This is a genomic window from Kribbella sp. NPDC031520 (assembly GCF_055580825.1).
The window spans coordinates 632731-657568 of sequence record NZ_JBVIKS010000004.1; the positions used below are offsets into that span (position 1 = coordinate 632731).

The 24838-nt window shown below is 69.4% G+C and carries 23 protein-coding genes; 15 read left to right on the forward strand and 8 right to left on the reverse strand.

What is annotated here, in order from left to right:
* Positions 1–23: 23 nt before the first annotated feature.
* The gene (locus tag ACZ5BU_RS23760; RefSeq protein WP_465702187.1) at positions 24–569 is read right to left on the reverse strand and encodes a helix-turn-helix domain-containing protein; all 546 of its coding nucleotides are present in this window, start codon (positions 567–569) and stop codon (positions 24–26) included.
* 88 nt (positions 570–657) lie between these two features.
* Between ACZ5BU_RS23760 and ACZ5BU_RS23765 the strand changes: the two genes are divergently transcribed.
* From ACZ5BU_RS23765 to ACZ5BU_RS23795, 7 genes are read left to right on the forward strand one after another with little or no spacing between them, the layout of a single operon-like run.
* Entirely contained in the window at positions 658–1530 is an 873-nt protein-coding gene (locus ACZ5BU_RS23765) for an MBL fold metallo-hydrolase (protein WP_465702188.1), read from the forward strand.
* Positions 1527–2720: an amidohydrolase family protein gene (locus ACZ5BU_RS23770; RefSeq protein WP_465702190.1), complete on the forward strand. Its 1194-nt coding sequence runs from the start codon at positions 1527–1529 to the stop codon at positions 2718–2720. Before ACZ5BU_RS23765 ends, ACZ5BU_RS23770 begins: the two co-directional genes overlap by 4 nt.
* Complete coding sequence (locus ACZ5BU_RS23775; protein ID WP_465702192.1) at positions 2717–3451, forward strand: ABC transporter ATP-binding protein; 735 nt, start codon at positions 2717–2719, stop codon at positions 3449–3451. The genes ACZ5BU_RS23770 and ACZ5BU_RS23775 overlap by 4 nt, the downstream gene beginning before the upstream one ends.
* Positions 3448–4251 (forward strand): ABC transporter permease, encoded by an 804-nt coding sequence (locus ACZ5BU_RS23780; protein WP_465702194.1) that lies wholly within the window; start codon positions 3448–3450, stop codon positions 4249–4251. Before ACZ5BU_RS23775 ends, ACZ5BU_RS23780 begins: the two co-directional genes overlap by 4 nt.
* Positions 4252–4272: 21 nt before the next feature.
* Positions 4273–5451, forward strand: coding sequence for a substrate-binding domain-containing protein (locus ACZ5BU_RS23785; RefSeq protein WP_465702196.1), 1179 nt, complete (start codon positions 4273–4275; stop codon positions 5449–5451).
* 8 nt (positions 5452–5459) lie between these two features.
* Entirely contained in the window at positions 5460–6761 is a 1302-nt protein-coding gene (locus ACZ5BU_RS23790; RefSeq protein ID WP_465702198.1) for an FAD-binding oxidoreductase, read from the forward strand.
* A gap of 12 nt (positions 6762–6773) precedes the next feature.
* The gene (locus tag ACZ5BU_RS23795) at positions 6774–7538 is read left to right on the forward strand and encodes a creatininase family protein (protein ID WP_465702199.1); all 765 of its coding nucleotides are present in this window, start codon (positions 6774–6776) and stop codon (positions 7536–7538) included.
* Here ACZ5BU_RS23795 and ACZ5BU_RS23800 read toward each other — a convergent pair.
* From ACZ5BU_RS23800 to ACZ5BU_RS23810, 3 genes are all read right to left on the reverse strand, one after another.
* Positions 7531–7956 carry a cupin domain-containing protein gene (locus tag ACZ5BU_RS23800; RefSeq protein ID WP_465702200.1) on the reverse strand — a complete coding sequence of 142 codons (426 nt, stop codon included), beginning with the start codon at positions 7954–7956 and terminating at the stop codon, positions 7531–7533. The two genes, ACZ5BU_RS23795 and ACZ5BU_RS23800, sit on opposite strands and share 8 nt — an antisense overlap.
* Positions 7957–8071: 115 nt before the next feature.
* Complete coding sequence (locus ACZ5BU_RS23805) at positions 8072–8587, reverse strand: VOC family protein (RefSeq protein ID WP_465702202.1); 516 nt, start codon at positions 8585–8587, stop codon at positions 8072–8074.
* Between the two features lie 33 nt (positions 8588–8620).
* Complete coding sequence (locus tag ACZ5BU_RS23810; RefSeq protein ID WP_465702203.1) at positions 8621–9283, reverse strand: LysR family substrate-binding domain-containing protein; 663 nt, start codon at positions 9281–9283, stop codon at positions 8621–8623.
* Positions 9284–9316: 33 nt separating this feature from the next.
* Between ACZ5BU_RS23810 and ACZ5BU_RS23815 the strand changes: the two genes are divergently transcribed.
* Positions 9317–9685: a DUF5997 family protein gene (locus ACZ5BU_RS23815; RefSeq protein ID WP_465702204.1), complete on the forward strand. Its 369-nt coding sequence runs from the start codon at positions 9317–9319 to the stop codon at positions 9683–9685.
* A 10-nt stretch (positions 9686–9695) separates the two neighbouring features.
* Here ACZ5BU_RS23815 and ACZ5BU_RS23820 read toward each other — a convergent pair whose 3' ends face one another.
* Both ACZ5BU_RS23820 and ACZ5BU_RS23825 read right to left on the reverse strand, forming a co-directional pair.
* A complete protein-coding gene (locus ACZ5BU_RS23820; protein ID WP_465702206.1) occupies positions 9696–10424 on the reverse strand; it encodes an alanyl-tRNA editing protein in 729 nt (242 codons plus the stop codon).
* Positions 10421–11581, reverse strand: a complete 1161-nt coding sequence (locus ACZ5BU_RS23825) for a pyridoxal phosphate-dependent aminotransferase (RefSeq protein ID WP_465702207.1) — start codon at positions 11579–11581, stop codon at positions 10421–10423. Before ACZ5BU_RS23825 ends, ACZ5BU_RS23820 begins: the two co-directional genes overlap by 4 nt.
* Positions 11582–11612: 31 nt before the next feature.
* Between ACZ5BU_RS23825 and ACZ5BU_RS23830 the strand changes: the two genes are divergently transcribed.
* The gene (locus ACZ5BU_RS23830; protein ID WP_465702209.1) at positions 11613–12488 is read left to right on the forward strand and encodes an NAD-dependent epimerase/dehydratase family protein; all 876 of its coding nucleotides are present in this window, start codon (positions 11613–11615) and stop codon (positions 12486–12488) included.
* Here the strand turns inward: ACZ5BU_RS23830 and ACZ5BU_RS23835 are convergent.
* Positions 12431–13804: an FAD-binding oxidoreductase gene (locus tag ACZ5BU_RS23835; protein ID WP_465702210.1), complete on the reverse strand. Its 1374-nt coding sequence runs from the start codon at positions 13802–13804 to the stop codon at positions 12431–12433. The two genes, ACZ5BU_RS23830 and ACZ5BU_RS23835, sit on opposite strands and share 58 nt — an antisense overlap.
* A gap of 129 nt (positions 13805–13933) precedes the next feature.
* Here ACZ5BU_RS23835 and ACZ5BU_RS23840 point away from each other — a divergent pair, with 129 nt between their 5' ends.
* From ACZ5BU_RS23840 to ACZ5BU_RS23860, 5 genes are all read left to right on the forward strand, one after another.
* Positions 13934–14617 (forward strand): hypothetical protein, encoded by a 684-nt coding sequence (locus ACZ5BU_RS23840; protein WP_465702212.1) that lies wholly within the window; start codon positions 13934–13936, stop codon positions 14615–14617.
* Between the two features lie 9 nt (positions 14618–14626).
* Positions 14627–15175 carry a DUF6529 family protein gene (locus ACZ5BU_RS23845; protein WP_465702214.1) on the forward strand — a complete coding sequence of 183 codons (549 nt, stop codon included), beginning with the start codon at positions 14627–14629 and terminating at the stop codon, positions 15173–15175.
* A gap of 11 nt (positions 15176–15186) precedes the next feature.
* The gene (locus ACZ5BU_RS23850) at positions 15187–15630 is read left to right on the forward strand and encodes a Rieske (2Fe-2S) protein (RefSeq protein ID WP_465702215.1); all 444 of its coding nucleotides are present in this window, start codon (positions 15187–15189) and stop codon (positions 15628–15630) included.
* 150 nt (positions 15631–15780) lie between these two features.
* Positions 15781–21288 carry an ATP-binding protein gene (locus ACZ5BU_RS23855; protein ID WP_465702217.1) on the forward strand — a complete coding sequence of 1836 codons (5508 nt, stop codon included), beginning with the start codon at positions 15781–15783 and terminating at the stop codon, positions 21286–21288.
* A gap of 32 nt (positions 21289–21320) precedes the next feature.
* Positions 21321–23438 (forward strand): transglycosylase domain-containing protein, encoded by a 2118-nt coding sequence (locus ACZ5BU_RS23860; RefSeq protein WP_465702218.1) that lies wholly within the window; start codon positions 21321–21323, stop codon positions 23436–23438.
* A gap of 6 nt (positions 23439–23444) precedes the next feature.
* Here ACZ5BU_RS23860 and ACZ5BU_RS23865 read toward each other — a convergent pair whose 3' ends face one another.
* Complete coding sequence (locus tag ACZ5BU_RS23865; protein WP_465702219.1) at positions 23445–23780, reverse strand: hypothetical protein; 336 nt, start codon at positions 23778–23780, stop codon at positions 23445–23447.
* Between the two features lie 206 nt (positions 23781–23986).
* Here ACZ5BU_RS23865 and ACZ5BU_RS23870 point away from each other — a divergent pair, with 206 nt between their 5' ends.
* On the forward strand, positions 23987–24835 hold the full coding sequence (locus ACZ5BU_RS23870; protein WP_465702221.1) for a slipin family protein: 849 nt from the start codon (positions 23987–23989) through the stop codon (positions 24833–24835).
* Positions 24836–24838: the final 3 nt, after the last annotated feature.

Sequence of the window (24838 nt, forward strand, 5' to 3'; positions counted from 1 at the left end):
GGTGAACATCTGTCGCGAGATGCTTACGCCTGCGAAACATGCTCGTCACCGTGCACCATCAGCACGACGCAGGGCTCGGCGCCGGCCCGGCGGAAGCGGTGCAGGACGCCACCGGAATAGCTCACCGAGTCGCGGGCCCCGAGGGTCCGGACGGTGCCTTCGGCCTCCGCGGACTCGCGGGTCTCGACCTGCAGTGTTCCGGTCACCACGTACAGGAACTCCGGCCGGACGTGGCTGAAGAACTCCTCGAACTCGGTGCCGATGTCGGCGAACTCGGTGACGTCGACGCCGCCGTCGTGCAGCAGCAGCCGGGTGCCGGTGCCGATGGTCGGCGCCTCCCCGGCCACCGGGGCCGCGGCCGCGAGCAGGCTCTGCTGAGTCGTTCCGAGCGCCTCGGCGATCAGGAACAGCGAGCGCATCGACGGGCGGGCCCGGCCGCGTTCGATCTGGCTGAGGAACGGATGCGACAGCCCGGTGGCGGCGGCGATCTCCACCAGCGTGCACTTGCGGGTGTGCCGCAGGGCGCGGATCGCGGACCCGAGCCGGGCGTCGATCTCGTCTTGGTTCATACAGCCGGTCCTCCACAGAAATCTGCCCGAAACCGAGCGGTCCTAGGCTCTCCAATGTTACTCACATCAACATTCTGGGGTGAGCGGCATGGCCGACTGGTTCGAGGTACGCGAGCTGGGCGAGGGGTTCCGGCTCATCGCCGAGCCCGGTCACGCCAACAGCTTCCTGGTCACCGGGACGACGACCGCGCTGCTGTTCGACACCGGCCTCGGGATCGCACCGATCGCTCCGGTCGTCCGCGAACTCACCGGCCTCCCGCTGATCGTCGTGAACTCGCATGATCACCTGGATCACCGCGGCGGCAACGCATCACTGCTCGGCGATCCCGGCCTGCTGGCGATCGCGGCCCACCCGCTCGGCCGGCCCACGGAGGTCGACGAGAGCTTTCTCCGGATGTACGAGGACGCGATGCGCTCGGCGTACGACGACTATCGGCGCTACCTCGACCTCGACCGGCAGAACTTCTTCGTGGCGTCCGTCCTACCTCGGCTGCGCGAGCTGCCGGATCTCTCCGGCTGGCATGTCCCGCCCGTCCTGCCCACGCACTTCCTGGCCGACGGCGAGGAGATCGACCTGGGCGGCCGGGTCCTGCGCGTGCTGCACACCCCCGGGCACGCGCCCGACGCGATCTGCCTGTACGAAGAGGCAACCGGTGTGCTGTTGTCCGGCGACACGCTCCTCGCGGCCGCCTACTGGCTGCACGGCGAGGGCGCGGACCTCACAGCCTTCGCGTCGTCGACGCAGCGGCTCGCCGACCTCGCACCGAACCGGGTGCTCGTCGCGCACAACCTGCTCGCGGAGCTGCCCGGCCGGTCCGTGGCCGCCGTCGCCCGGGCCGCGCGGCGTGTTCTGCACGGTGATTCCGAGCCGTTCGCCGACAAGGACCTGCTGGGCCGGCCGGTGGAGCGGCACGAGGTCGGCGATGTCGTGATTCTCACCGCGCCGGGCGAGGCCGCATGAACGTCGGCGAGCAGTTGACCGCGCTTTCCGGCGTACGTACGCCGGACGGCTCCGTCGTGGATCTGACGTTCGAGGACGGGCTGATCAGCACGGTCCGGCCGTCCGCGGAACCCGGTGGGTGGCGGGTGCTCCCGGCTGCGGTCGAGCCGCATGCTCACCTGGACAAGGCGCTGACGGCCGACCGCGTCGACACCGAGCAGAACGATCTGCCGGCCGCGATCGCGCAATGGCGTGACCTCAGCGCCGGACTCGACAGCGCCGACATCTACGACCGTGCCCTGCGCGCGGTACGCCGGTACGTGGCGCAAGGCATCACGACGATCCGGAGCCATGTGGACCTCCCGGGGACCGGCGACCCGATGCGCGGCGTCGACGCGCTCATCAAGCTCCGCGAGGATCTGGCCGATCGGGTGACACTTCAGCTCGTCGCGCTGGCCGGTCACCAGACCCCGGACGACCTGATCTACGAGGCGCTGGAACGGGGCGTCGGCATCGTGGGCGGTTGTCCGCACCTCGCGGACGCCCCGGGCGCGGAGATCACCCGGTTGCTCGACATCGCCGAGCGCACCGGCTTACCGGTGGATCTGCATGCCGACGAGCAGGTGGCGGCGCCTGAGCTGGATCTCGAAGAGCTGGCCAAGCAGGTGACCGCCCGTGGTCTCGAACAGACCGTGACCGCGAGCCACTGCGTACGGCTGGGATCGTTGCCGCCGGAACGGCTGACGCCCGTACTCGAACTGGTCGCCAGAGCAGGGATCGGCATCGTCACGCTGCCGATCACCAACCTCTATCTGCAAGGCCGGGATGCGACCCATCTGGTGCCCCGTGGACTGACCGCCGTCCGGGCGATTCTCGATGCCGGCATCCCGTTGGCGGCGGGCGGTGACAACCTGCGGGACCCCTTCAACCCGGTCGGGCGTGGCGATCCCTTCGAGACCACGGCGCTTCTCATTGCGGCAGGACACCTGCGTCCGTCGGAGGCGCTGACGGCGGTGACGACGGGTGCCCGCGCCGTACTCGGGCTACCGGCGACCGGTCTCGCGGCCGGCGGTCCGGCGGACCTGATCGTCGTACCGGACGCCGATCTCGGTGCGGTTCTCGCGGGATGGGCAGACACACGCATCGTCGTGCACGGCGGCCGGGTGGTGTCCAGCACCAGTGTGAACACGGTTATGGAGGGCCTGACGTGACGAAGACGTTGGTGATGGAAGAGGTCTCGAAGACGTTCCCGACCGGTACGGTCGCGCTGACCGGGGTCGATCTGGTCGTTGCGCCCGGCGACTTCGTATCCGTGGTCGGGCCGTCCGGGTGCGGGAAGTCGACCCTTCTGCGGCTGGCGGCCGGGCTCGAGGACGCGACCGGCGGGCGGATCGAGGTCGAGGCGACCTCGACGAGCTACGTCTTCCAGGAGCCGACCCTGCTGGAGTGGCGGACCGCGCTGGCGAACGTCGAGCTGGTTGGCGAGCTCCGCGGCGTACCGAAGGCGGAGCGGAAGGAACGTGCGCGAGAAGCGTTCGACCTGGTCGGGCTGACCGGCTTCGAGCGGCAGTTCCCGCGGCAGCTGTCCGGCGGGATGCGGATGCGGGTGTCGATCGCGCGGTCACTGGTCGCGGAGCCGGAGCTGGCGTTGTTCGACGAGCCGTTCGGTGCGCTCGACGAGATCACCCGGCTGCGGATGCAGACCGAGCTGCAACGGCTCTTCCAGCTGAAGGCGTTCGCCGGGTTGTTCATCACGCACTCGATCCCGGAGGCCGTCTACCTCAGCAACCGGGTGCTGGTGATGAGCGGACGGCCGGGGCGGGTCGTTGCCGACTTCAACGTTCCTTGGGCGTACCCGCGGCCGCCCGAGCTGCGCTACGAACCCGAGTTCACCGCCCTGACCGGCGCGGTGTCGGCCGCGCTGGAGAGTGACCACTCATGACCAGGCGACCGTGGTACGTACGGCTCCTCCGCGCCGCCGGTCCGATGGTCGGCGCACTGGCCACCGCGATCGGTCTCTGGTACGTCGTCAGCTACTTCGTGCTCAGCGACGACCGGCGGTTCATGCTGCCGCCGCCGCACGAGGTGATCAAGACCTCGCTGCTCGACCCGGTGCACCTGCAGCCGATGCTCGACGCGTTGGCACTGTCCGTACGGGTCGCCGTGGTCGGGTTGCTGATCGCGGTCGTGCTCGGCGTCACCCAGGCGGTGGTGATGGTGCAGACGACCTGGCTGGAGAAGGCCCTCTACCCGTACGCCGTGATCCTGCAGACGGTCCCGATCCTCGCGCTGGTGCCGTTGCTGGGCATCTGGTTCGGGTACGGGTTCAGCAGCCGGGTCGTGGTCTGCGTGATCATCTCGCTGTTCCCGATGATCTCCAACACGCTGTTCGGGCTGCAGTCGCCGACGGCGGCCGCGCACGACCTGTTCACGTTGAACAAGGCAACGAGATGGCAGCGGCTCGTGAAGCTGCAGTTGCCGGCTGCCGTACCGGCGATCTTCGGCGGGTTGCGGATCTCCGCCGGACTGTCGGTCATCGGCGCGATCGTCGGGGACACGTTCTTCCGGCAGGGCCTGGTCGGCATCGGCGGCCTGCTGGACATCTACACCGCCCGCCTGCAGACCGAGGACCTGTTCACCGCGATCGGCCTGGCGTCGGTCTTCGGCGTCGCGTTCTTCACGGTCTTCGCCACGCTCGACCGGATCGTCGTCGGCCGCTGGTACGGGGTCGTCCGCCGGTAACCACATCAGTGAGGAAGAGTCATGAACCGTAGGATTCCCATCGCCGCGGCCTGCACCGCCGCGCTCGCCGTACTCACGCTGTCCGCCTGTGGCAACGGCGCCACCACCACGACCTCGTCAGCCGGGCAGCAGGTCAGCACCGCGGCGACTGCCGGATCGGCCAAGGATCTGTCCGCCGTCTGCCCGAAGACCGTGGTGATGCAGCAGGACTGGCAGCCGGAGGCGGAGCACTCGGCGATGTACCAGCTGGTCGGCCCCGGATACACCGTCGACACCGCGAAGAAGCGCGTGACCGGTCCGCTCGTCGCCGGTGGTGTGGACACCGGCGTGAAGGTGGAGATCCGCGCGGGTGGCCCGTCGGTCGGTTTCCAGCCGGTCCCCGCGCTGATGTACCTGGACAAGAGCATCCTGATCGGCGCGGTCAGCTCGGACGCGGCGATCGCCGGATCGGTGAAGCAGCCGACGACCGCGGTCGTTGCCCCACTCAACAAGAGCCCGCAGATCCTGATGTGGGACCCGAAGACGTACCCGGACGCCAAGACGATCGCCGACGTCGCGAAGACCGGGGCGGTGGTGGTGACCGCCGGCGACATCATCCCCAAACTGCTGATGTCGAAGGGCCTGATCACCAAGCAGCAGATCGACACCGGCTACGAGGGCACGCCGGCCCGGTTCGTCGGTGACCCGAAGATCCTGCAGCAGGGCTTCATCAGCGCCGAGCCGTACATCTACGAGCACGAGGTCAGCGCCTGGAAGAAGCCGATCGGCGACCAGCTGCTCGCCGACATCGGCTACAACATCTACCCCGAAGCGTTCTCGGTACGCACCGAGGACGTGGCGAAACAGTCCGCCTGCTTGAAGAAACTGGTCCCGATCCTGCAGCAGGCGCAGCTCGACTACCAGTCCGATCCCGGCCCGGTGAACAAGCTCATCGTCGAGCTGGTGCAGAAGTACAACACCGGCTGGACCTACTCCGAAGGCGTCGCGACGTACGCCGCCGAATCGATGGCGAAGAACAAGATCATCGCCAACGACCCGGCCACCGGCAGCCTGGGCGGGTTCGACGAGCAGCGGGTGGCCGAGATCATCGCCACCTTCGAGCCGATCCTGAAACAGGGCGGTGCATCGATCAAGCCGGGGCTGGCGCCGAAGGACCTGGTCACCAACGAGTTCATCGACAAGTCCGTCAAACTCAGCTGAGGAGCCCGATGACGACGACGCCCCTTCGCCAGGCCGAGCAGTTCGCCGAGTTGCTGCGCCGGGAGCTCGGTGACCGAGTGGTCTCGACCGACGCCCGGACGATCCGGCGGGTCTCCGCCGACTGGGCACGGCTGTCGCCGATCCTGCGGGAGAAGCTGCCACCCGGACGGTTCCTCGCCGACGTCGCGGTCCGCCCGACCGAACCCGAGCAGATCCCGGCGCTGCTGCAGCTGGCCTACGAGTACGACGTACCGGTCACACCGCGCGGCGCCGGTACCGGAAACTACGGGCAGGCCACGCCGTTCTCGGGCGGCGTCCTCCTCGATCTGCGCGGACTGGACCAGGTCGTCGCGGTCGAGGACGGCCAGGTCCGGACCCAGCCCGGCGCGCGGCTCACGACGATCGATCGTGCGGTCCGCGCGGCCGGCGCGGACCTCTGGATGTTCCCGTCCACCAAGGGTTCCTCGCTCGGTGGCTTCATCGGCGGCGGCAGCGCCGGCACCGGCACGATCGAGTACGGAACGACCGCCGACGGCTGGGTGCGGGAGCTCCGGATCGCGCCCTGCGACGGCAGCGGTACGACGTTCAGTGTCTTCGGAGACGACGCGCTCGCCTATATCCACGCGTACGGCGTCACCGGTGTCATCACCGAGGTCACAGTACGGACCGCGCCGGCCCGCGAGTGGGTGGCGTTCTACGCCGTCTTCGACAGCTACGCGGCCGCCGTGGAGGTGCATCGCGCGCTGCCCGGACTGCCGGTGCTGCCGCGGCTGGCATCCGCGGACGAGCCGCCGCTGGTGGCCAACCTGCCGGCGCCGGTGGACCTCGATCCGGACCGGGTCAGCCTGCGGATCATTCTCGAACCGTCCACGGTGGCAGAGGTCTCCCGGCTGGTGCGGGCGGCCGGCGGCTCGGTGGTGGCCGTACTGGAGGACTACGGGCAGACCGATCGACTCAGCACCATGTCGTACAACCACCCGATCTTCTTCCTGCAGCAGTCCGGGTATCCCTGCTTCCACCTGGAGGTCGGTGGCCTGCCGTTGTGGGACGACCCGGACGCGGTCCGCTCGGTGTACCCGAACTCGTACATCCACCTCGAGCTCGGACACCACGGGCCGATCGGGATGCTGGTCGCCGACTACGAGAGCGAGGAGCAGGTGCTCGCCGGATTCGCCGAGTTGCAGAGCATCGGGATCGGGATCCATTCACCACACCAGTGGAACGTCGACCGGCACGTCGAGCAGATCCTCGCGACCGTGCCGCGGACGGATCCGAAGGGCCTGCTGAACCCCGGAAAGCTCAACGCCTGAAGGAGTTTCCCCATGTACTTCGTGGACCACACGTTCCCCGAGATCGCCGGGCTGCCGCCCGAGACCGTCGCCGTCCTGCCGCTGGGCGCGATCGAGCAGCACGGCCCGCACCTGCCGGTGTCGACCGACTACCTGATCGCGTCCTCGGTCGCCGAAGCCGCGGTCTCGGCGGCGGTCGCGGACGGCGTACCGGCCGTACTGCTGCCGGCGCTCGCCTACACCAAGTCCGACGAGCACGCCTGGGCGCCGGGGACGATCTGGCTGTCGTGGGAGACGTTGATGCGCACGCTGATCGACATCGGCCGGTCGCTCGCGGCGACGCCGATCCGGCGGCTGTTCTTCCTCAACGGGCACGGCGGCAACTCGGCCCTCGGCCAGGTCGCGTGCCGGGAGTTGCGGCGCGAGTTCGGCCTGCAGACGTTCCTCGGGCACCCGTCCGTTCCGGTGGACCACGGCGGCCGTACCTCGGAGCCGGCCGAGCTCGGGATGGGGATCCACGGCGGCTTCCACGAGACCTCGATGGTGCTCCACCTCCGGCCGGACCTCGTCCACCTGGACCTGGCGGCGCCTGCGGTGCCCGCCGGACTCACGACGTACCAGCAGATCGGCTTCGGGAAGCCGGTGAGCTTCGGCTGGCTGTCCGACGACTTCGGGCCGGCCGGCCACATCGGTGACCCGACCGGCGCCTCGGCGGATGTCGGCAAGGCACACTTCGAGGCCGCCGTGGAGACCACGGCGGCCGCGCTGGCCGAGGCGGCGCGCTTCTCGGTCAGCTGATCAGTGCGCTGATCTCGTCCGCGGTCAACGCCGTGGCGGTGCCGTTCGTGACGAGCTCGGCGAAGCCGCCGTCGTCGGCCATCACGGTGACCGTGAACAACTTGTCCGTCGCGCTGGTGTTGACGATCCGATGCTCCGAACCGGGTTGCAGGACCAGTACGTCTCCTGCGCTCAACTCGACCACGTTCTCGTCACTGTGCGCGCGGGCCTGACCCGACAGCACGATGAAGATCTCGGCCGAGTCCGGGTGCGAATTCAGCGGCTGAGCCCCGCCGGGCTGCCAGATCTCCAGGAACACGCTCGTAGTGGACCCGTGCTTCGGCCCGGCCAGCTCGGCCAGCCGGACGGTGTCGTCCGGCGAGATCAGGTACGCCGGCAGCTCCTCCAGCCGGCGGACGACAGGCGGCTCCCCACTCATTGCGACTCCTCGAATGTTGAGGTGATCAACATTCGCCACGCTATCCCGCCGTGGTGACGTGCAGATGACGTGCATGTGTCAGTCGGCGCGCCGCACGATCCGCGGCGGCCGAAGGTCAGCCGACCCGGGAGATCCCGACACCGCTGCGGGCGTCCCGGCCGTACTTGGCCAGCTCGGCGGGGAGGTCCAGCCGGGCGACGCCGTTCTTGTTCCGGTCCTCGTCGGTGAGCAGGTCGGCCGGGATGATCCAGACGATCTCGAACTCCAGACCGTCGGGGTCCTTGCCGTACAGCGACTTGGTGGTGCCGTGGTCGGACGCGCCGACCAGCGCACCGGCCTCGCTCAGCGCACCGGCCAGGGACTCGAGGTCGCCGAGCGTGTCGACCTCCCACGCGAGGTGGTACAGCCCGACCGTCGTCCGCCCGGCACCGGACGGACCGGCCTGGGACCCGATCTGGAACAGGCCGAGGTCGTGGTCGTTGGCCGACCCGGGTGCGCGCAGGAACGCCGCGCCGGGGATCGCGTCGCCGGACTCGGTGTAGCCGAAGCCGAGGACGTCTCGGTAGAACGCGACGCTCGCCGCGACGTCGCGCACGTACAGGACCGCGTGGTTCAACCGGAAGATCGCCATGTGAACCATGTTAGTTGAAGACTCAACTTATTTCTAGCGGCGGCGCCTGGGTTTCTTCCGCGGGCTTTCCTGAGGCTTGGGCTTGGCCTCCTTCCTGGGTACGGCGGGACCGCGCGAGCTGTTCACCGTCCGGCCGCGGACGATCCCGATCAGGTGCTCGACCAGCTCGCTGGTCTCGTCCTCCCGCCAGCTGAGCGCGACCTGCGACTCCGGTACGCCGGTCAGCGGGCGGTAGGTGAGGTCCTTGCGATGGTGCAGCCGGGCCAACGACTGTGGCACCACGAGAAGCCCGGTGCCCATGGCCACCAACTCGATCGCGTCACCGGTCCGCACCGGACGGTCCTCGATCAGCCGGCCGGGCGGGTGGTCCCACTCGAGGACGTCGTCCTGCGGGTGCAGCATCAGCTCGTCGGCGAGGTCGTCGGTGGTGATCTCGTCGGCGGCCGTGATCACGTGGTCCTTCGGTACGACGACGACCGTCTGCTCGACGTACAGCGGGATCGCGTGCAGGCCGGTGCGGTCGATCGGGAGCCGGAGGAGGACTGCGTCGAGCTCGGCGCGGCGGACCAGGTCCGGAGCCTCGGCGGCGGCGACCTGGACGAGCTCCAGCGGAATCCGGGGGAGTCGCTCGGCCCAGATCCGGGACCATTTGGCGGGCGTCACGCCGGGGACGTAGCCCAGCCGGAATCCGGTCACGGTTCTGAGGTTACCGGGCGTTACGCTGCTGCCATGACAGCGCGTAAGGCCCAGACCATGAAGCCCGCCACCGCGGCGAAGAAGCTGGACGTGTACCTGCCGGCCACGCCGGCCGAGTTCCAGGAAAGCGTCGTGTCCCGGGACGAGCTGAACGCGTTGCAGACCGACCCGCCGGAGTGGCTGCGCGAGCTCCGGAAGAACGGCCCGCACCCGCGCTCGGTGGTCGCGGCGCGGCTCGGTGTGTCGATCAGCGGTCTCGCCCGCGCCGGGATCACCGAGGCGCTGACCACTGACGAGATCGACGCGATCCGGGACGAGAACCCCGACTGGCTGGAGCGCGAACGCGCCACCCAGGCCGAGGTCCGCCGCCAGGAGGCCGAGCTGCGGGAGCAGAAGCGCTGACTGAGAAGCGCTAACTGATCCGGACCCGCAGCCGGCGGAAGCCGCGGCCCTTGCTCTCCATCTTCACGACCTCCATCCGGCCGATCATCGCCGTCGAGGCGACGTGGGTGCCGCCGTCGGCCTGGGTGTCCAGGCCCTCGATGTCGACGATCCGGACGACCTCGATGTCCGGCGGGAGCAGGTTGGTCGCGGTCCGGATGATGTCGGGGATCGCGAACGCCTCGTCCCGCGGCAGCGTGCTGACGGTGATCGCCCGGTCGGTCCGGATCTCGGCGTTGACCGCCTCCGAGACCCGGTCCTTGAAGTCCGGCGGTACCTCGTCCAGGCCGAAGTCCATCCGCGCCGACAGCGGCTCCATGTTGCCGCCGGTGACGAGTGCCCCGAAGTCGCGGAACACCACGCCGGTGAGGACGTGCAGCCCGGAGTGAGTACGCATCAACTGAGTACGCCGTTCGTCGTCGAGCGCGCCCCGGACCACCGTACCGACGACCGGAACCGGGTCGTCCTCGTGCGGGACCAGGTACAGGTCGTCGCCCTTGACGGTCCCGGTGATCCGGGTCCGGACCCCACCCCACAACAGCACGCCCTCGTCCGGCGGCTGCCCGCCACCGCCGGGGTAGAACGCGGACCGGTCCAGCACGATCCCGCGCTCCGGGTCCACGCCGACGACCGTCGCGTCCCACTCCCGCACCGACGCGTCGTCGAGGTCGAGCCGATGGGTGTGACCGTGAGCGCTCATGACTCCACCAGCGCTGTGAAGGCGTCGAGGGCGCGGTGGATGTTGTCGACGGAGTTGGCGTACGAGAAGCGCAGGTGGCCCTCGCCGCACGCGCCGAAGGAGGTGCCCGGTAGGCAGGCGACGCCGGCTTCGTCGAGGAGGCGGTCCGAGAGGGTTGCTGCCGGTACGCCGAGTTCGGTGATGTTCGGGAACGCGTAGAACGCGCCGCCGGGCTCCAGGCAGGACACGCCAGGTACGTCGTTGAGACCGGAGACGATGACGGAACGCCGTTCGCGGAACGCCTCGCGCATCCGGTCGACGTCGTCCCACGGGCCTTCGAGCGCTGCGATCGCGGCGTACTGGCTGAACGCCGACGTGCACGACACCGAGTTGATCATCAGCCGCGTCACCGGCTCCACCAGCGGCTCCGGGAACACGCCGTACCCGAGTCGCCAGCCGGTCATCGCGAACGTCTTCGACCAGCCGTCGAGCAGCACCGTCCGGGAGGCCATGCCGTCGACGTCGAGCACGCTGTGGTGGTTGCCGTCGTACCGCAAGGCCCAGTAGACCTCGTCGCTCAGCACGACCAGGTCGTGCTCGATCGCGATCTCCGCGATCGCCTGCAGCTGCTCGGGTGTCGACGCGCTGCCGCACGGGTTGTGCGGCGAGTTGAGGATCAGCAGCTTGGTCCGATCGGTGACCAGCGAGCGCAGCTCCTCGGGATCGACGACGAACCCGTTCTCCTCACGCAGCGGGATCGGGACCGGCGTCGCCCCGGCGAAGGACGCGATCGATGCGTACATCGGGAAGCCTGGGTCCGGGTACAGAACCTCGTCGCCCTCCTCACAGAGCGCCAGGATTGTGAAGAACATGATCGGCTTCGCCCCCGGCGTGATCAGCACCCGGTCGGGCGTCGTCCTCAGCCGGCCGGTGCGCTCGAGGAAGTCCGCGACCGTGGTCCGCAGCTCCGGGATGCCCGGCGCCGGGACGTAGTGCGTGTGACCCTCGTCGAGCGCCTGCTGCGCGGCGGCGATCACGTGGGCCGGGGTGTCGAAGTCCGGCTCGCCGATCTCGAGGTGCACGATCTCGCGACCGGACGCCTCGAGTGCCTTGGCCTTGGCCAGCACCTCGAACGCCGACTCGGTCCCCAACCGGTCCATGCGCTGAGCAAGCTTCACGGCCTCACTGTAGTTCTGCAAGGATTGCCCCGTGGCACGGGTAGCGGTTACCGGAAGCAGTGGGAAGCTCGGTCGAGCCGTCGTCGACCATCTGGCGGACAACGGGTGGGACGTGGTCGCCCTCGACCAGGCTCCGCCGGCGCGCGCCGACGTGACGTCGACGCGGCTGGACCTGACCGATTTCGGCCAGACGTACGAGGCGATCGCCGGGATCGACGACCGGCACGACGGGGTCGACGCGGTGGTTCATCTGGCCGCGGTCCCGGCGCCGGGCCTGCGGCCGAATGCGGCGACGTTCCACAACAACATGACCGTGACGTACAACGTGTTCTCCGCCGCGCTGCGGGCCGGAGTCCGGAACCTCGTCTGGGCGTCGAGCGAGACCGTCCTGGGACTGCCGTTCGACCAGTTCCCGCCGTACGTGCCGGTGGACGAGGACTACCCACCGCGACCGAACAGCACGTACTCGCTGGTCAAGACGCTGGAGGAGGAGCTCGCCCGGCAGCTCTGCCGGTGGCACCCGGACCTGAAGCTGATCGGGTTGCGCTTCTCCAACGTGATGTACCCGGAGGACTACGCGCAGTTCCCGTCGTTCGACGCCGACGCGCAGGCCCGCAAGTGGAACCTGTGGGGCTACATCGACGCCCGCGACGGCGCGCAGGCGGTCCGCAAGGCACTCGAGTACGACGTGACCGGGACGGACGTGTTCATCGTCGCCAACGCGGACACGGTGATGTCGCGGCCGAACGAGGAACTGCTCGCGGAGGTGTTCCCCGGCGTGCCCGTCAAACGACCGTTCGGACCGAACGAGACGCTGCTGTCGATCGACAAGGCACGCCGGTTGCTCGGCTACGAGCCCGAGTACTCCTGGCGAGGCCCGAACGGGAAGAGCGTGTCCGGGTCGTAGGTCGCGCGTACGTCGGCCAGCCGCGCGAACGTGTCCGCCGGCCAGGACGCCTCGTACGATCCCGGTCGTGCGAACCCGCCCGCGAAGTTCACGGTCATCTCCGTACTGATCCACGGCTGCAGCTTCGCCAGCATCCCGTCGACCGTTGCCGGGAGCACCTTTTCGAACAGGTCCGGGTTCGGTACGCCGATCAGCGTCATCGTGCACGCCCCACCGCGGCCACCGACCGCGCTGCCCTCGGGGACGTCGCGCTCGGTCGCGCCGCCGAGATGCCGGACCTCGACCGCGATCAACGGCAGCTGCTGGTCCGGGCCGGCCACGTCCAGGAAGGCCGCGGCGAAGTCGGCGTCCAGTTCGTCGAGCATCAGCCCGCGGTCCCAGGACGGCGTCGGGTCCTTCGGGTCGTTGTGGATCAGCGCGATGTCGGCGGCCGGCATCTCGCCGACGCCGTCGATCAGCGTCGTAGCGGCGTCCCGGATCGGCTGGAACAGCCGCTTGCCGTCGGCCGCGGCACCGACGTACGCGAACCGGACGCTGAGCACGGTCTTGCCGCGCAGCGGTGCCGGGATGAACTCCAGCGGCGGCAGCCGGAGGATCACGACCGACGAGTTCGCCTCCTCGGGCAGGGTCCTGGTCCACTCGACCCAGGTCGAGAACACCGGCGCGATCTGATCGGTGTCGAAGAACACCGAGCCGCCGTACAGCGTGCTCAGCTCGACCAGTGCGAAGTCCATCGCGGTAACGATGCCGAAGCCGCCCTTGCCGCCGCGCAACGCCCAGAAGAGGTCTTCGTTCTCGTCGGCGCTCGCGGTCAGCGCGCCGTTGGCCGTCACCACCCGGAAGCTACGCACCCAGTCGGACGAGAAGCCGTACGTGCGGGCCAGCGGGCCGAGGCCGCCGCCGAGCGTGTACCCGATACAACCGACCGCGTCCGAGGCGCCGGTGATCGGCGCGAGCCCGTGCGGAGCGGCGGCCGCGACCACCTCGGCCCAGCGGGAGCCGGCGTTGATGTGTGCGGTCCTGGTCTCGGCGTCCACGGTCACGCCGGTCATCCGGGTCGTGGTCACGACGATCCCACCCTGCATCGGGTTCGGGATGCCGTGGCCGGTGGCCAGGATGCGGACCGGCGTACCGGTCGCGGCGGCGGCCCGGACGACCGCGACGGCGTCGTCCTCGGACGTCAGTCCGACCACGACGTCGGGCGTGTGCGTCACCGCCAGGTTGAACCCGGACAGCTCCTCGGCGTACCCCTCGTCGGCGGGCTCGAACACCGGCCCTGCCACGACTCCCCGGAGCTGCTCTGCCAATGCACCCATGAGTGCCTCCCCTCTCCAGCCCCGCAGTCTTCCTGGCGAAGGGGTCAGACCCCCTGTTGACCACGGACCGGTACGGCGGGATTCTCGATCCCAGGGGATGGGGGCGATATGGGCCGACGGAGCCCGTTGGTGACACTCGTGGCGGCCGGCGCCGGCCTCGTGGCGCTTCTCGTCGTCAACAGCACCTTGACCGGCGCGAGCACGTACACCGGCAGCGCACCGACGCCTGCCTCGGCGACCACACCGGCCCTGCCCACCACACCGAGCCCGTCCACCACGCCGTCCATCACACCGAGCCCGTCGATCACACCGTCGCCGCCGTCACGGACTCCGCCCCGGACGACTCCGGTCCGTCAGGTCGTCACGGTCTACGCCGGGCACCTGCCGGGCCGCCTGGCCAGCCTCGCGATCGCCGTCAAAGGCGGACGCTCCGTCGCCTACTACTGCGACGGCCGCCGGGTGGAATCCTGGTTGACCGGCACCGAGACCGCCGGCCGCCTCGCCCTGCGGTCGAAGACCGGTGACCGGCTGACCGGAACCTCGACCGGTACGTCCGTCACCGGCGTCGTCACGGTAGGTGGTCAGCGGCAGCCGTTCACCATCCCCGAGGTCGGCCCGCCGGCCGGTCTGTACCGGGCGAAGACCTCGAGCTCCACGATCGGCTGGATCGTTCTCCCGAACGGCAAGCAGGTCGGCATCGACAACGACGGCACCCCGGGTCCCGCTCCGCCCCTCGTGCCGCAAAGCGGTGCCGCCCGATTGGGCGGTACGACGGTCGCGGTCACGTCGATCACCGGCGACGAGACGTTCTGAGGAGATGCTGTGACGACAGTTCCGGTCAAGGCCGCGACCCGGGTCGCGCTCCCGTTGTCGGTCGGCGCCGCGGTCGCGATCGCACTCGGCCTGTACGGGCGCCTCCATCAGCCGACCGGGGTCGCGATCAACGTGGCCGGATTCTCGAGTGCCCGGTCGGTGAAGACCTGGCTCGCCACGGTGGCTTTGCTGCTGGTCGTCGTACAACTGGTCTCGGCGATGGCGTTGTTCGGGCGGATCCGGCCGTTGGCGGGCAAGCGGTGGCTGGGGCCGGTGCACCGGTGGACGGGACGAGCCGCGGTGGCGGTCACGCTGCCGGTGGTCGCGCATTGCCTTTATGCCTTGGGTTTCCAGTACGACGAGCCGCGGATCCTGGTGCATTCGGTGCTCGGGTGCTTCTTCTTCGGCGCGTTCGCGGCCAAGATGCTCACTCTCAGCCGGACGGACACGCCGCGCTGGCTGTTACCGACGGTCGGTGGGGTCGTCTTCGCCGCCCTGGTCGGACTGTGGCTGACCTCGTCGCTGTGGTTCTTCACCACCTTCGGCATCATTCGTTGAAAGGACGGGCGATGGACGAACCGAGTCGCCGTACTGTCGTCGCCGGCGCTGCCGCTGCGGCCGCCGCTGGGATGGCCGCCGTCGCAGGATGCAGCACGTACGGCGAAGCCGGCACCGCGCCCAGCTCGAATCCTGGCTCGAATCCGGGCTCGAGTCAGGCGCCGGCGAACGGCGTACTCACCAAGACCGCCGAGGTGCCGGTCGGTGGTGGGGTGATCCTCGGCGCCAGCCAGGTGGTGATCACGCAGCCGAAGGCCGGCACGTTCAAGGGGTTCAGCTCGATCTGCACCCATTTGCAGTGTCAGGTCGCCGACGTGGCAGGCGGCACGATCAACTGCGGCTGCCACGGCAGCAAGTTCAGCATCAGCGACGGCTCGGTCGTCAACGGCCCGGCCGCGCGGCCGCTGCCGGCCAAGCCGATCACGGTCTCCGGAGGATCGATCCGGCTCGCCTGAGCGCATAACAGCAGTAAAAACACGCCGGGAAGGGGGGCCGACTCGACGGTAACGGCGATCGACTGAAAACCTGTGCCAGCGACACCTGTCTCCTGCGATCCAGGGGAGAGGTCTGTCCGCACAGCTCAGGGTGAGACACGGAGGCGGTCGATGTTCAAGCGTATCGCAATAGTGAACCGGGGTGAAGCCGCGATGCGGCTGATCAACGCGGTCCGCGAAGTCAACGCCGAAGGCGGTGACCCGATCGAGACCGTGGCCTTGTTCACCGACGGCGAGCGCACCGCGACGTTCGTACGGGCCGCGGACATCACGTACCCGCTCGGCCCGGCGTCGGCCCGGCCGTACCTGGACCTCGCGCTGCTGGAGCGGGCACTGCTGGAGACCGGGGCGGACGCCGCCTGGGTCGGCTGGGGGTTCGTCGCCGAGGACCCGGCGTTCGCGGAGCTGTGCGACCGGATCGGCGTGACCTTCATCGGTCCGTCGGCCGAGGCGATGCGCAAGCTCGGCGACAAGATCGGTTCGAAGCTGATCGCCGAGGAGGTCGGCGTACCGGTCGCACCGTGGAGCCGGGGTGCGGTCGAGTCGCTGGACGCGGCCCTCGAGGCCGCGGACCGGATCGGGTACCCGTTGATGCTCAAGGCAACGGCCGGTGGTGGCGGCCGGGGTATCCGGGTGGTCCGTTCCGCCGACGAGCTCTCCGACGCGTACGCGCGGACCAGTGAAGAGGCGGCCCGCGCCTTCGGCAGCGGCATCGTGTTCCTCGAGCGGCTCGTCACCGGCGCCCGGCACGTCGAGGTCCAGGTGATCGCGGACGGCCAGGGTACGGCGTGGGCGCTCGGCGTCCGGGACTGCTCGGTACAGCGCCGCAACCAGAAGGTGATCGAGGAGTCGGCGTCGCCGCTGCTGTCCGCGTCCCAGGTCGACGACCTCAAGGCATCGGCTGAGCGGCTCGCGATCGCGGTCGGGTACCGCGGCGCGGCGACGGTCGAGTTCCTGTACCACCCGGGGGAGAAGTCGTTCGCGTTCCTCGAGGTGAACACCCGGCTCCAGGTCGAGCACCCGATCACCGAGCTGACCACCGGGTTCGACCTGGTCAAGGCCCAGCTGCACGTCGCCTCCGGCGGGCGGTTGGAAGGCAGCAAGCCGCTGGAGAGCGGGCATGCGGTCGAGGCCCGGCTGAACGCGGAGGACCCGGACCGCGACTTCGCGCCGTCGCCCGGGCGGATCGCCGTACTGGATCTGCCGGCCGGTCCCGGGATCCGGGTCGACACCGGGGTGAGCGCCGGCGACAGCATCCCGGCCGACTTCGACTCGATGATCGCGAAGATCATCGGGTACGGCCGGACCCGCGAGGAGGCGCTGGCGCGGCTGCGGCGCGCGATGCAGGCGACGACCGTACTGATCGAGGGCGGCGCGACCAACAAGAGCTTCATCCTCGAACTGCTCGACCAGCCCGAGGTGATCGACGGCAGCGCCGACACCGGCTGGATCGACCGGGTCCGCGGCGAGGGCCGGCTGATCTCGCACCGGCACTCCGGGATCGCGCTGGTCGCGGCCGCGATCGAGGGGTACGAGGACGCCGAGCAGGTCGAGCGGCTCCGGCTGTTCGAGACCGCGCACGGCGGACGTCCGCAGGTGCAGCACGAGGTCGGCCGCGCGATCGACCTGAAGCTGCGTGGCGCGAGCTACCGGGTGACGGTGGCGCGGATCGGCCCGGAGCGGTTCCGGGTCGGCGTCGGGAACGGCAACGACCACCTGAAGGTCGTGGACGCCGAGCTGGAGCGCCTGGACGAGTACACGAGCCGCCTGGTCGTCGGCGGGCAGCGGTTCCGGCTGGTGACCGCGACGCACGGCCCGGTGCATCTGATCGAGGTCGACGGCGTCACCCATCGCGTGAGTCGCGACGAGGGCGGCGTACTGCGTTCGCCCGCGCCGGCCCTCGTCGTGGCGACGCCGGTGCAGGCAGGCGCCGAGGTCGAGGCCGGTCAGCCGGTGCTGGTGCTGGAGTCGATGAAGATGGAGACGGTGCTGTACGCGCCGTTCAAGGCGACCGTGAAGGAGCTGCAGGTCTCCACCGGCAGCCAGGTCGAGACCGGTGCCCCGCTGCTGCGGCTCGAGCCGGTCGCGGACGAGAGCGCGGCGGTCGAGGCCGCTCCGGTGCACAACGGCGTCGAGCTGGACCTGCCGAACGGGACCGGCGAGAAGTCCGCGGCCGAGCGGGTGGAGCGCGGGCTGGACGACCTGCGGAGCATGCTGCTCGGGTTCGACATCGACCCGCAGGACGAGGGCGGCATGCTCGCGGACTACCTGACGGCACGGGCGGAGCTCGCGCATCAGCAGTCCGGTCCGCCGGTCGGCTCCGAGATCGACCTGCTGACCGTGTTCGCGGACTTCGCCGAGCTGAGTCGGAACCGGCCGGCCGGGGCGGACACCTCGATCGAGAACCGGGTCCACAGCCCGCGCGAGTACTTCTACACGTACCTGCAGAGCCTCGACCCGGACCGCGGCGGGCTGCCGTCCGAGTTCCAGGCGCGGCTGACCCGGGTGCTGAGCCACTACGGCGTGACCGGGCTGGAGCGGAGCCCGGAGCTGGAGGAGGCGGTCTTCCGGATCTTCCTGGCGCAGCAGCGGTCGACTCCCGACGTACTGATCGTCACGTCTGTGCTGCAGCGGTGGATCGCAGAGCCGCTGCCGCTGGACGAATCCGTGCACGACCTGCTCGACCGGCTCGTGCTGGCCACCCAGTTGCGGTTCCCGGTGGTCGGGGACCTTGCCCGGAGCGTGCGGTTCCGGTGGTTCGACCAGCCGCAGGTGGACGCCGAGCGGGCGTCGATCATCGCGGGCGTCGGCGACGAGGTCGCCGACCTGGCCGCGCACCCGGACGCGCCGGACCGGCAGCAGCGGATCGACGCGCTGGCGGCGATCCCGGAGCCGATCGTCCGGTTCCTGGCCCAGCGGCTCGAGGGTGGCTGGGGCGAGCAGGAGCCGATGCTCGAGGTGCTCGTCCGCCGTCACTACCGCGAGTACGAGCTGCACGACCTGCGCGCGTTCGCCGTCGACGGGCGGCCGTTCGCGACCGCCGACTACACGATCGACGACAAGCCGAGCCACCTGGTCACCACGGTCGGTACGGTCGCCGAGCTGGCCGATCCCGACAGCGCGCTGTCGCGGGCGCTGACCGAGCGGATCGAGGCTCGGACCGCCGGCCACGAGGCCGTCGTCGAGCTGTACCTGTACGGCCCGGACCAGCCGGACTCGCAGCAGGAAGCGTCCGAGACGTACCGGCGGATGGTCGCCGACCTGCCGATCGCCCAACGGGTACGGCGGATCTCGGTCGCGGTCGCCCCGGGCCAGGGCGATCCGGTCTCGTACTTCACCTACCGCCCGGCCGGCGGGTCGATGACCGAGGACGACAACGTCCGCGGCGTGCACCCGATGGTCGGCCGCCGGCTGAACCTGTGGCGGCTGCGCGACTTCCGGATCACCCGCCTGGACGCGCCGGAGGACGTACTGCTCTACTACTGCGTCGCACGCGAGAACGAGGCCGACCGGCGGCTGGTCGCGCTGGCCCAGGTCCGCCAGTTTGCGGTCGCCCGCGACGAGGACGGCCAGGTCACGTCGCTGCCGCACGCCGAGCGGGCGATCTCGAACTGCCTGGAGGCGATCCGGCGAGCCCGGACCGCGCGCGGCGCGGCCGGCGCGAAGCTCGACATGAACCACGTCTGGGTGCAGATCTGGCCGGTGGTCGACGTCCAGGTCGACGAGGTGGCCGCGCTGCAGCGCAACATCGCCCCGATGACCGCGGGCGCCGGGATCGAGGAGGTCCTGGTCCAGGGCGACGTGGCCGCGCCGGACGGCACGGTCAACCCGGTCGCCGCCCGGTTCTACTACCAGCACGGCGCGGGCGTCGTGACCTCGATCGAGCAGCCGCCGACCGGGCGGTTGCTGCCGCTGGACGACTACGCGCAGAAGGTGCAGCGGTCCCGGCGGCGGAACACCATCTACCCGTACGAGGTCAGCGGCATGGTCGCCGGCCGCGGCGGTTCGTTCGTCGAGCACGACCTGGACGACGCCGGCAACCTGGTCCCGGTGGACCGGCCGAAGGGCCTGAACAAGGCCGGCATCATCGTCGGCATCGTCACCACGCCGACCGAGCGGTACCCGGAGGGCGTCACCCGGGTCGCGATGAGCGGCGACCCGACCATGGCCCTCGGCGCGGTCGCCGAGGCCGAGTGCTCGCGGATCATCGCGGCGCTCGACCTGGCCGAACGGCTGCGGATCCCGGTCGAGTGGTACTCGCTGTCGGCCGGTGCCCGGATCTCGATGGACTCCGGTACCGAGAACATGGACTGGGTCGCGAAGGCGCTGAAGCGGATCGTCGAGTTCACCCAGGCCGGCGGCGAGATCAACGTCGTGGTCGCGGGCATCAACGTCGGCGCGCAGCCGTACTGGAACGCCGAGGCGACGATGCTGATGCACACCAAGGGCATCCTGGTGATGACGCCGGACAGCGCGATGGTGCTGACCGGCAAGCAGACGCTGGACTTCTCCGGCAGCGTGTCGGCCGAGGACAACTTCGGCATCGGCGGGTACGACCGGGTGATGGGCCCGAACGGCCAGGCGCAGTACTGGGCCGCGGACCTGAAGGGCGCGCGGGACGTCCTGATGACGTACTACGACCACACGTACGTCCTCCCGGGCGAGCACGGACCGCGGCGGGCGCCGACGTCCGACCCGCTGGACCGCGACGTCACGCCGTACCCGCACGAGGTGGCCGGCAGCGACTTCAAGACGATCGGCGAGATCTTCTCGTCCGCGACCAACCCGGACCGGAAGAAGGCGTTCGACATCCGTACGCTGATGCGGGCGGTCACCGACCAGGACCACCCGGTGCTGGAACGCTGGGCCGGGATGGCCGACGCCGACACCGCGGTCGTGGCGGACGCGCGGCTCGGCGGGTTCCCGGTCTGCCTCGTCGGGATCGAGTCCCGGTCGGTGCCGCGCCGGGGCTTCCCGCCCACCGACGGCCCGGACACGTACACCGCGGGCACGCTGTTCCCGCGGTCGTCGAAGAAGGTCGCGCGGGCGATCAACTCGGCCAGCGGGAACCGGCCGCTGGTGGTGCTGGCGAACCTGTCCGGGTTCGACGGCTCGCCGGACTCGATGCGGAACCTGCAGCTGGAGTACGGCGCCGAGATCGGCCGCGCGATGGTGAACTTCCAGGGCCCGATCGTGTTCTGCGTCGTCTCCCGGTACCACGGTGGTGCGTTCGTGGTGTTCTCGAAGTCGCTGAACCCGTCGATGACCGTGCTCGCGGTGGAAGGATCGTTCGCCTCGGTGCTCGGCGGCGCGCCGGCCGCGGCGGTGGTGTTCGCGGGTGAGGTCGACGCGCGAACGGCCGCGGATCCGCGGGTCGCGTCGCTGGCCGAACGGGTCGGCTCGGCGTCCGGCGCGGAGCGGGCGGCCCTCGCGACGGAGCTCGCCGACGTACGAACCGTCGTACGGGCAGAGAAACTGGGCGAGGTCGCGACCGAGTTCGACCGGGTACACAGCATCCAGAGAGCCCGCGACGTCGGGTCGGTCGACGAGGTGATCAAGGCGAGTGAACTGCGACCAAAGTTGATCGAGGCAATCAATTCAGGGGTACCCGGACAGTGACCGGAGCGTGATCGGTGGTCTAGCCTGGAGTAATGCGTACCGGCAGGGGCGGTCGCAACTGGGCTCGCTCGTTGATCATGTTCATCGGCGTGAGCGCGCTGTCCGGTGCGCTCGCGGCCGGACTGGCGATCCCGTTCGCGGGCTTCATCGGGCAGGGATCGGCGCAGGTCGCGGCGACCGTTGAGAGTCTGCCCAAGGAGTTCGAGAGCGATCCACTGGCCGTCCGCACCCGCATCCTCGCCGCCGACGGCTCGCTGCTCGCCACGCTCTACGAGCAGAACCGGGTGCCGGTACCGCTGAGTTCGGTCGCGCCGATCATGCGCAAGGCGATCGTCGCGATCGAGGACTCCCGCTTCTACGAGCACGGCGCCCTCGACCTGAAGGGCACGCTGCGCGCGATGGTGCGTAACCAGACCGGCGGCGAGGTGCAGCAGGGCGGGTCCAGCATCACCCAGCAGCTCGTCAAGATGAGCCTGGTCGAGAAGGCGAAGACGGCGGCCGAACGGGCCAAGGCGACCGAGGTCTCGTACGAACGCAAGCTGACCGAGCTGCGGTACGCGATCGCGGTCGAGAGCGAGTTCTCCAAGGACGAGATCCTCGAGCGGTACCTGAACCTGGCGAACTTCGGCGCCGGGACGTACGGCGTGCAGGCCGCCGCGCAGCACTACTTCCGGACCACGGCCGCCAAGCTGACGCTGCCGCAGGCGGCGCTGCTCGCCGGCATTGTGAAGAACCCGAGCGGCTACAACCCGGCCAACGACGCCGCCCGCGCCCGGGCCCGCCGCGACACCGTGATCAAACGAATGCTCGAGCTCGGCGTGATCACCGTCGGCCAGGCGAACCAGGCGCTGCGGACACCGGTGATCGACGAGTCGCGGATCGAACCGGTACCGAACGGCTGCGCGAACTCGCGGTACCCGTTCTACTGCGACTACGTTGTGTCGAAGCTGCTGCAGAACCCGGCGCTCGGCGCGACCGTGAAGGACCGCGACCACTACCTGAAGACCGGCGGGCTGCAGATCCGGACCTCGATCGACCCGAGGATCCAGGCCGCCGCGCAGGCCTCGATCGACAAGCACAGCAAGCGCACCGACAGCACCATCGCCGCGATCACGATCGTCGAGCCGGGCACCGGCCTGGTCAAGGCGATGGTGCAGAGCAAGCCGTACGGCAACGGGCGCCATCAGACCAACTACAACTACAACGTCGAGAAGTCGTACGCCGGCGGGTACGGCGGGTTCCAGAACGGCTCGACGATGAAGGCGTTCACGATCGCGGCCGCACTGGCCAAGGGCATCCCGATGGACTACCGGATCAACTCGCCGGAACAGATCGACCTGTCCAAGGCGAAGTTCCAGACGTGTCACGGGTGGACGCGCGATCCGACGTACCGGCCGAAGAACTCCACCAAGAGCGGCGACCTGACGATGGTCCAGGCGGCGCGGTTCTCGACGAACACCTACTTCCTGCAGCTGTCGGAGCGTACCGGGCTGTGTTCGATCGCGAAGATCGCGGCCAAGCTCGGGATGTACAACGCGCAGACCGGCGGGCCGCTCGACCAGGTGATCTCGATGACGCTCGGCGTCGGGTACGTGACGCCGCTGATGCTGTCGAACGCGTACGCGACGTTCGCGGCGCGCGGGAAGTACTGCAGGCCGCTCGTCGTCACGTCGGTGCGGGACAAGTCCGGACGGCCGGTGCCCGGGCCCGGGATCGACTGCCGGCAGGCCATTCCACGGCAGGTCGCCGACGGGGTGAACCGGGTGCTGAGCCAGGTGATGATGCCGGGCGGGACGGGTGGCCACCTGCGGTTCGGGACCCGCGACATGGCCGGCAAGACCGGAACGATCCAGCAGAACCTGGCCGTCTGGTTCTCCGGCTACACCCCGAACCTGGCCGCCGCCGCGGTCGTCGCGGACGCGAGCCTGCCGTACAAGAATCTGATGCGGCAGACGTTGAACGGGGAGCGCATCGCCGACCCGACCGGCTCCGGTACCGCAGGCCCGCTCTGGGAGTCCGCCATGCAAGCCGCCCTGCACGGCCTTCCGGTCGAGCGGTTCGTCGCCCCGCCGAAGAAGATGATCGGCGACCCGAATCCGAAGCCGCCCCCGCCGGACAAGAAGACCCCCAAACCGAAGCCGCACGGCTGAACCGGGTCAGAGGGGTCTCAGGTCGGCTCCTCGGACCCAGGTGAGCTCGCCGTCCTTGGTCCGGAACCGGCCGAGCCATTCGCCGTTGTGCCGGATCCAGACGTCGAGCTCGCCGGTGGTCCAGGTCGCCCGCTGCACCTGCTGAGCAGGATCGACGTGCCGTACGGCGTCCGCGGCGCGGGGGCCGTGGGCGTCGTACTGCACGTCCAGATCGGAGGCGAGTTCGCGGGCCCGCGCCTCGTCGTCGATACCTGTTGCACGCCACCCGTTGACCGCACCGTCCCAGACGCCGAATCTGTTGGATCCGTCGTCGGACGGGCGAACCGTGAACCGACCAAGCATGTTTTCAGATTAACGCCTCATCGAACACATGTTCTAGTCTTGATCGGAACGGGAGGTGTGTGTGATGGGCGACAGCGCCCCGTCGCGATCGGCTGCGGGCCGTTCGGCCGGGAGGCCAGGGACCTTCGACTCACGTCGCACGCCGATCGGCGAGCAACGCTGGAGGAGTGGCTGCTCCGGCCGCTCGAGCTGAGGAAGTGCGCACCATGACGCTGTTCCTGATCATTCTCGCCATCTTGATCCTGCTCGGACTGACGTTGTCCGTACGGGTCGTCACGCAGTACGAGCTGGGAGTGCTCTTCCGGTTGGGCAAGGTCAAGGTGGTGAAGAACCCGGGGCTGACGCTGATCGTGCCGGTCGTGGACATCCTGCGGAAGGTGTCGCTACGGATCGTCACGATGCCGATCCAGTCCCAGGGCATCATCACCCGGGACAACGTGAGTGTGGACGTGTCGGCGGTCGCGTACTACCGGGTCGTCGATGCGGTGAAGTCCGTGGTGGCGATCGAGAACGTCGAGGCCGCCATCAACCAGATCGCGCAGACGACACTGCGTAAGGTGGTTGGGCGGCATACTCTCGACGAGACGTTGTCGGAGACCGATGTCATCAACGCCAACATCCGCGAGATCCTCGATGTGGCCACCGTCGAATGGGGCGTGGTGGTGACGCTGGTCGAGTTGAAGGACATCCAGCTGCCCGACAGCATGAAACGGGCGATGGCCCGTCAGGCCGAGGCCGAGCGGGAGAAGCGCGCCAAGATCATCGCGGCCGAAGGCGAGGCTCTCGCGGCCGCGGCACTCGGGGACGCCTCCGACACCATGATGGCGCACCCGCTCGCATTACAGCTGCGCAACCTGCAGAGCCTCGTCGAGATCGGTGTGGACAAGAACACCACGGTGGTGTTCCCGGCTCCGCTGATGAGCACGATTGGCGAGCTTGGCAGCTTCCTGAGCCGGGAAGCAGCAGCCGCTGTGCCGGTCCCGAAACCGGCTTCTGCCGTCGAGCCGGTCCCGGAAGTCATCACCAACGGGTCGCCCGTCGTCGCTGGACAGTAGCCG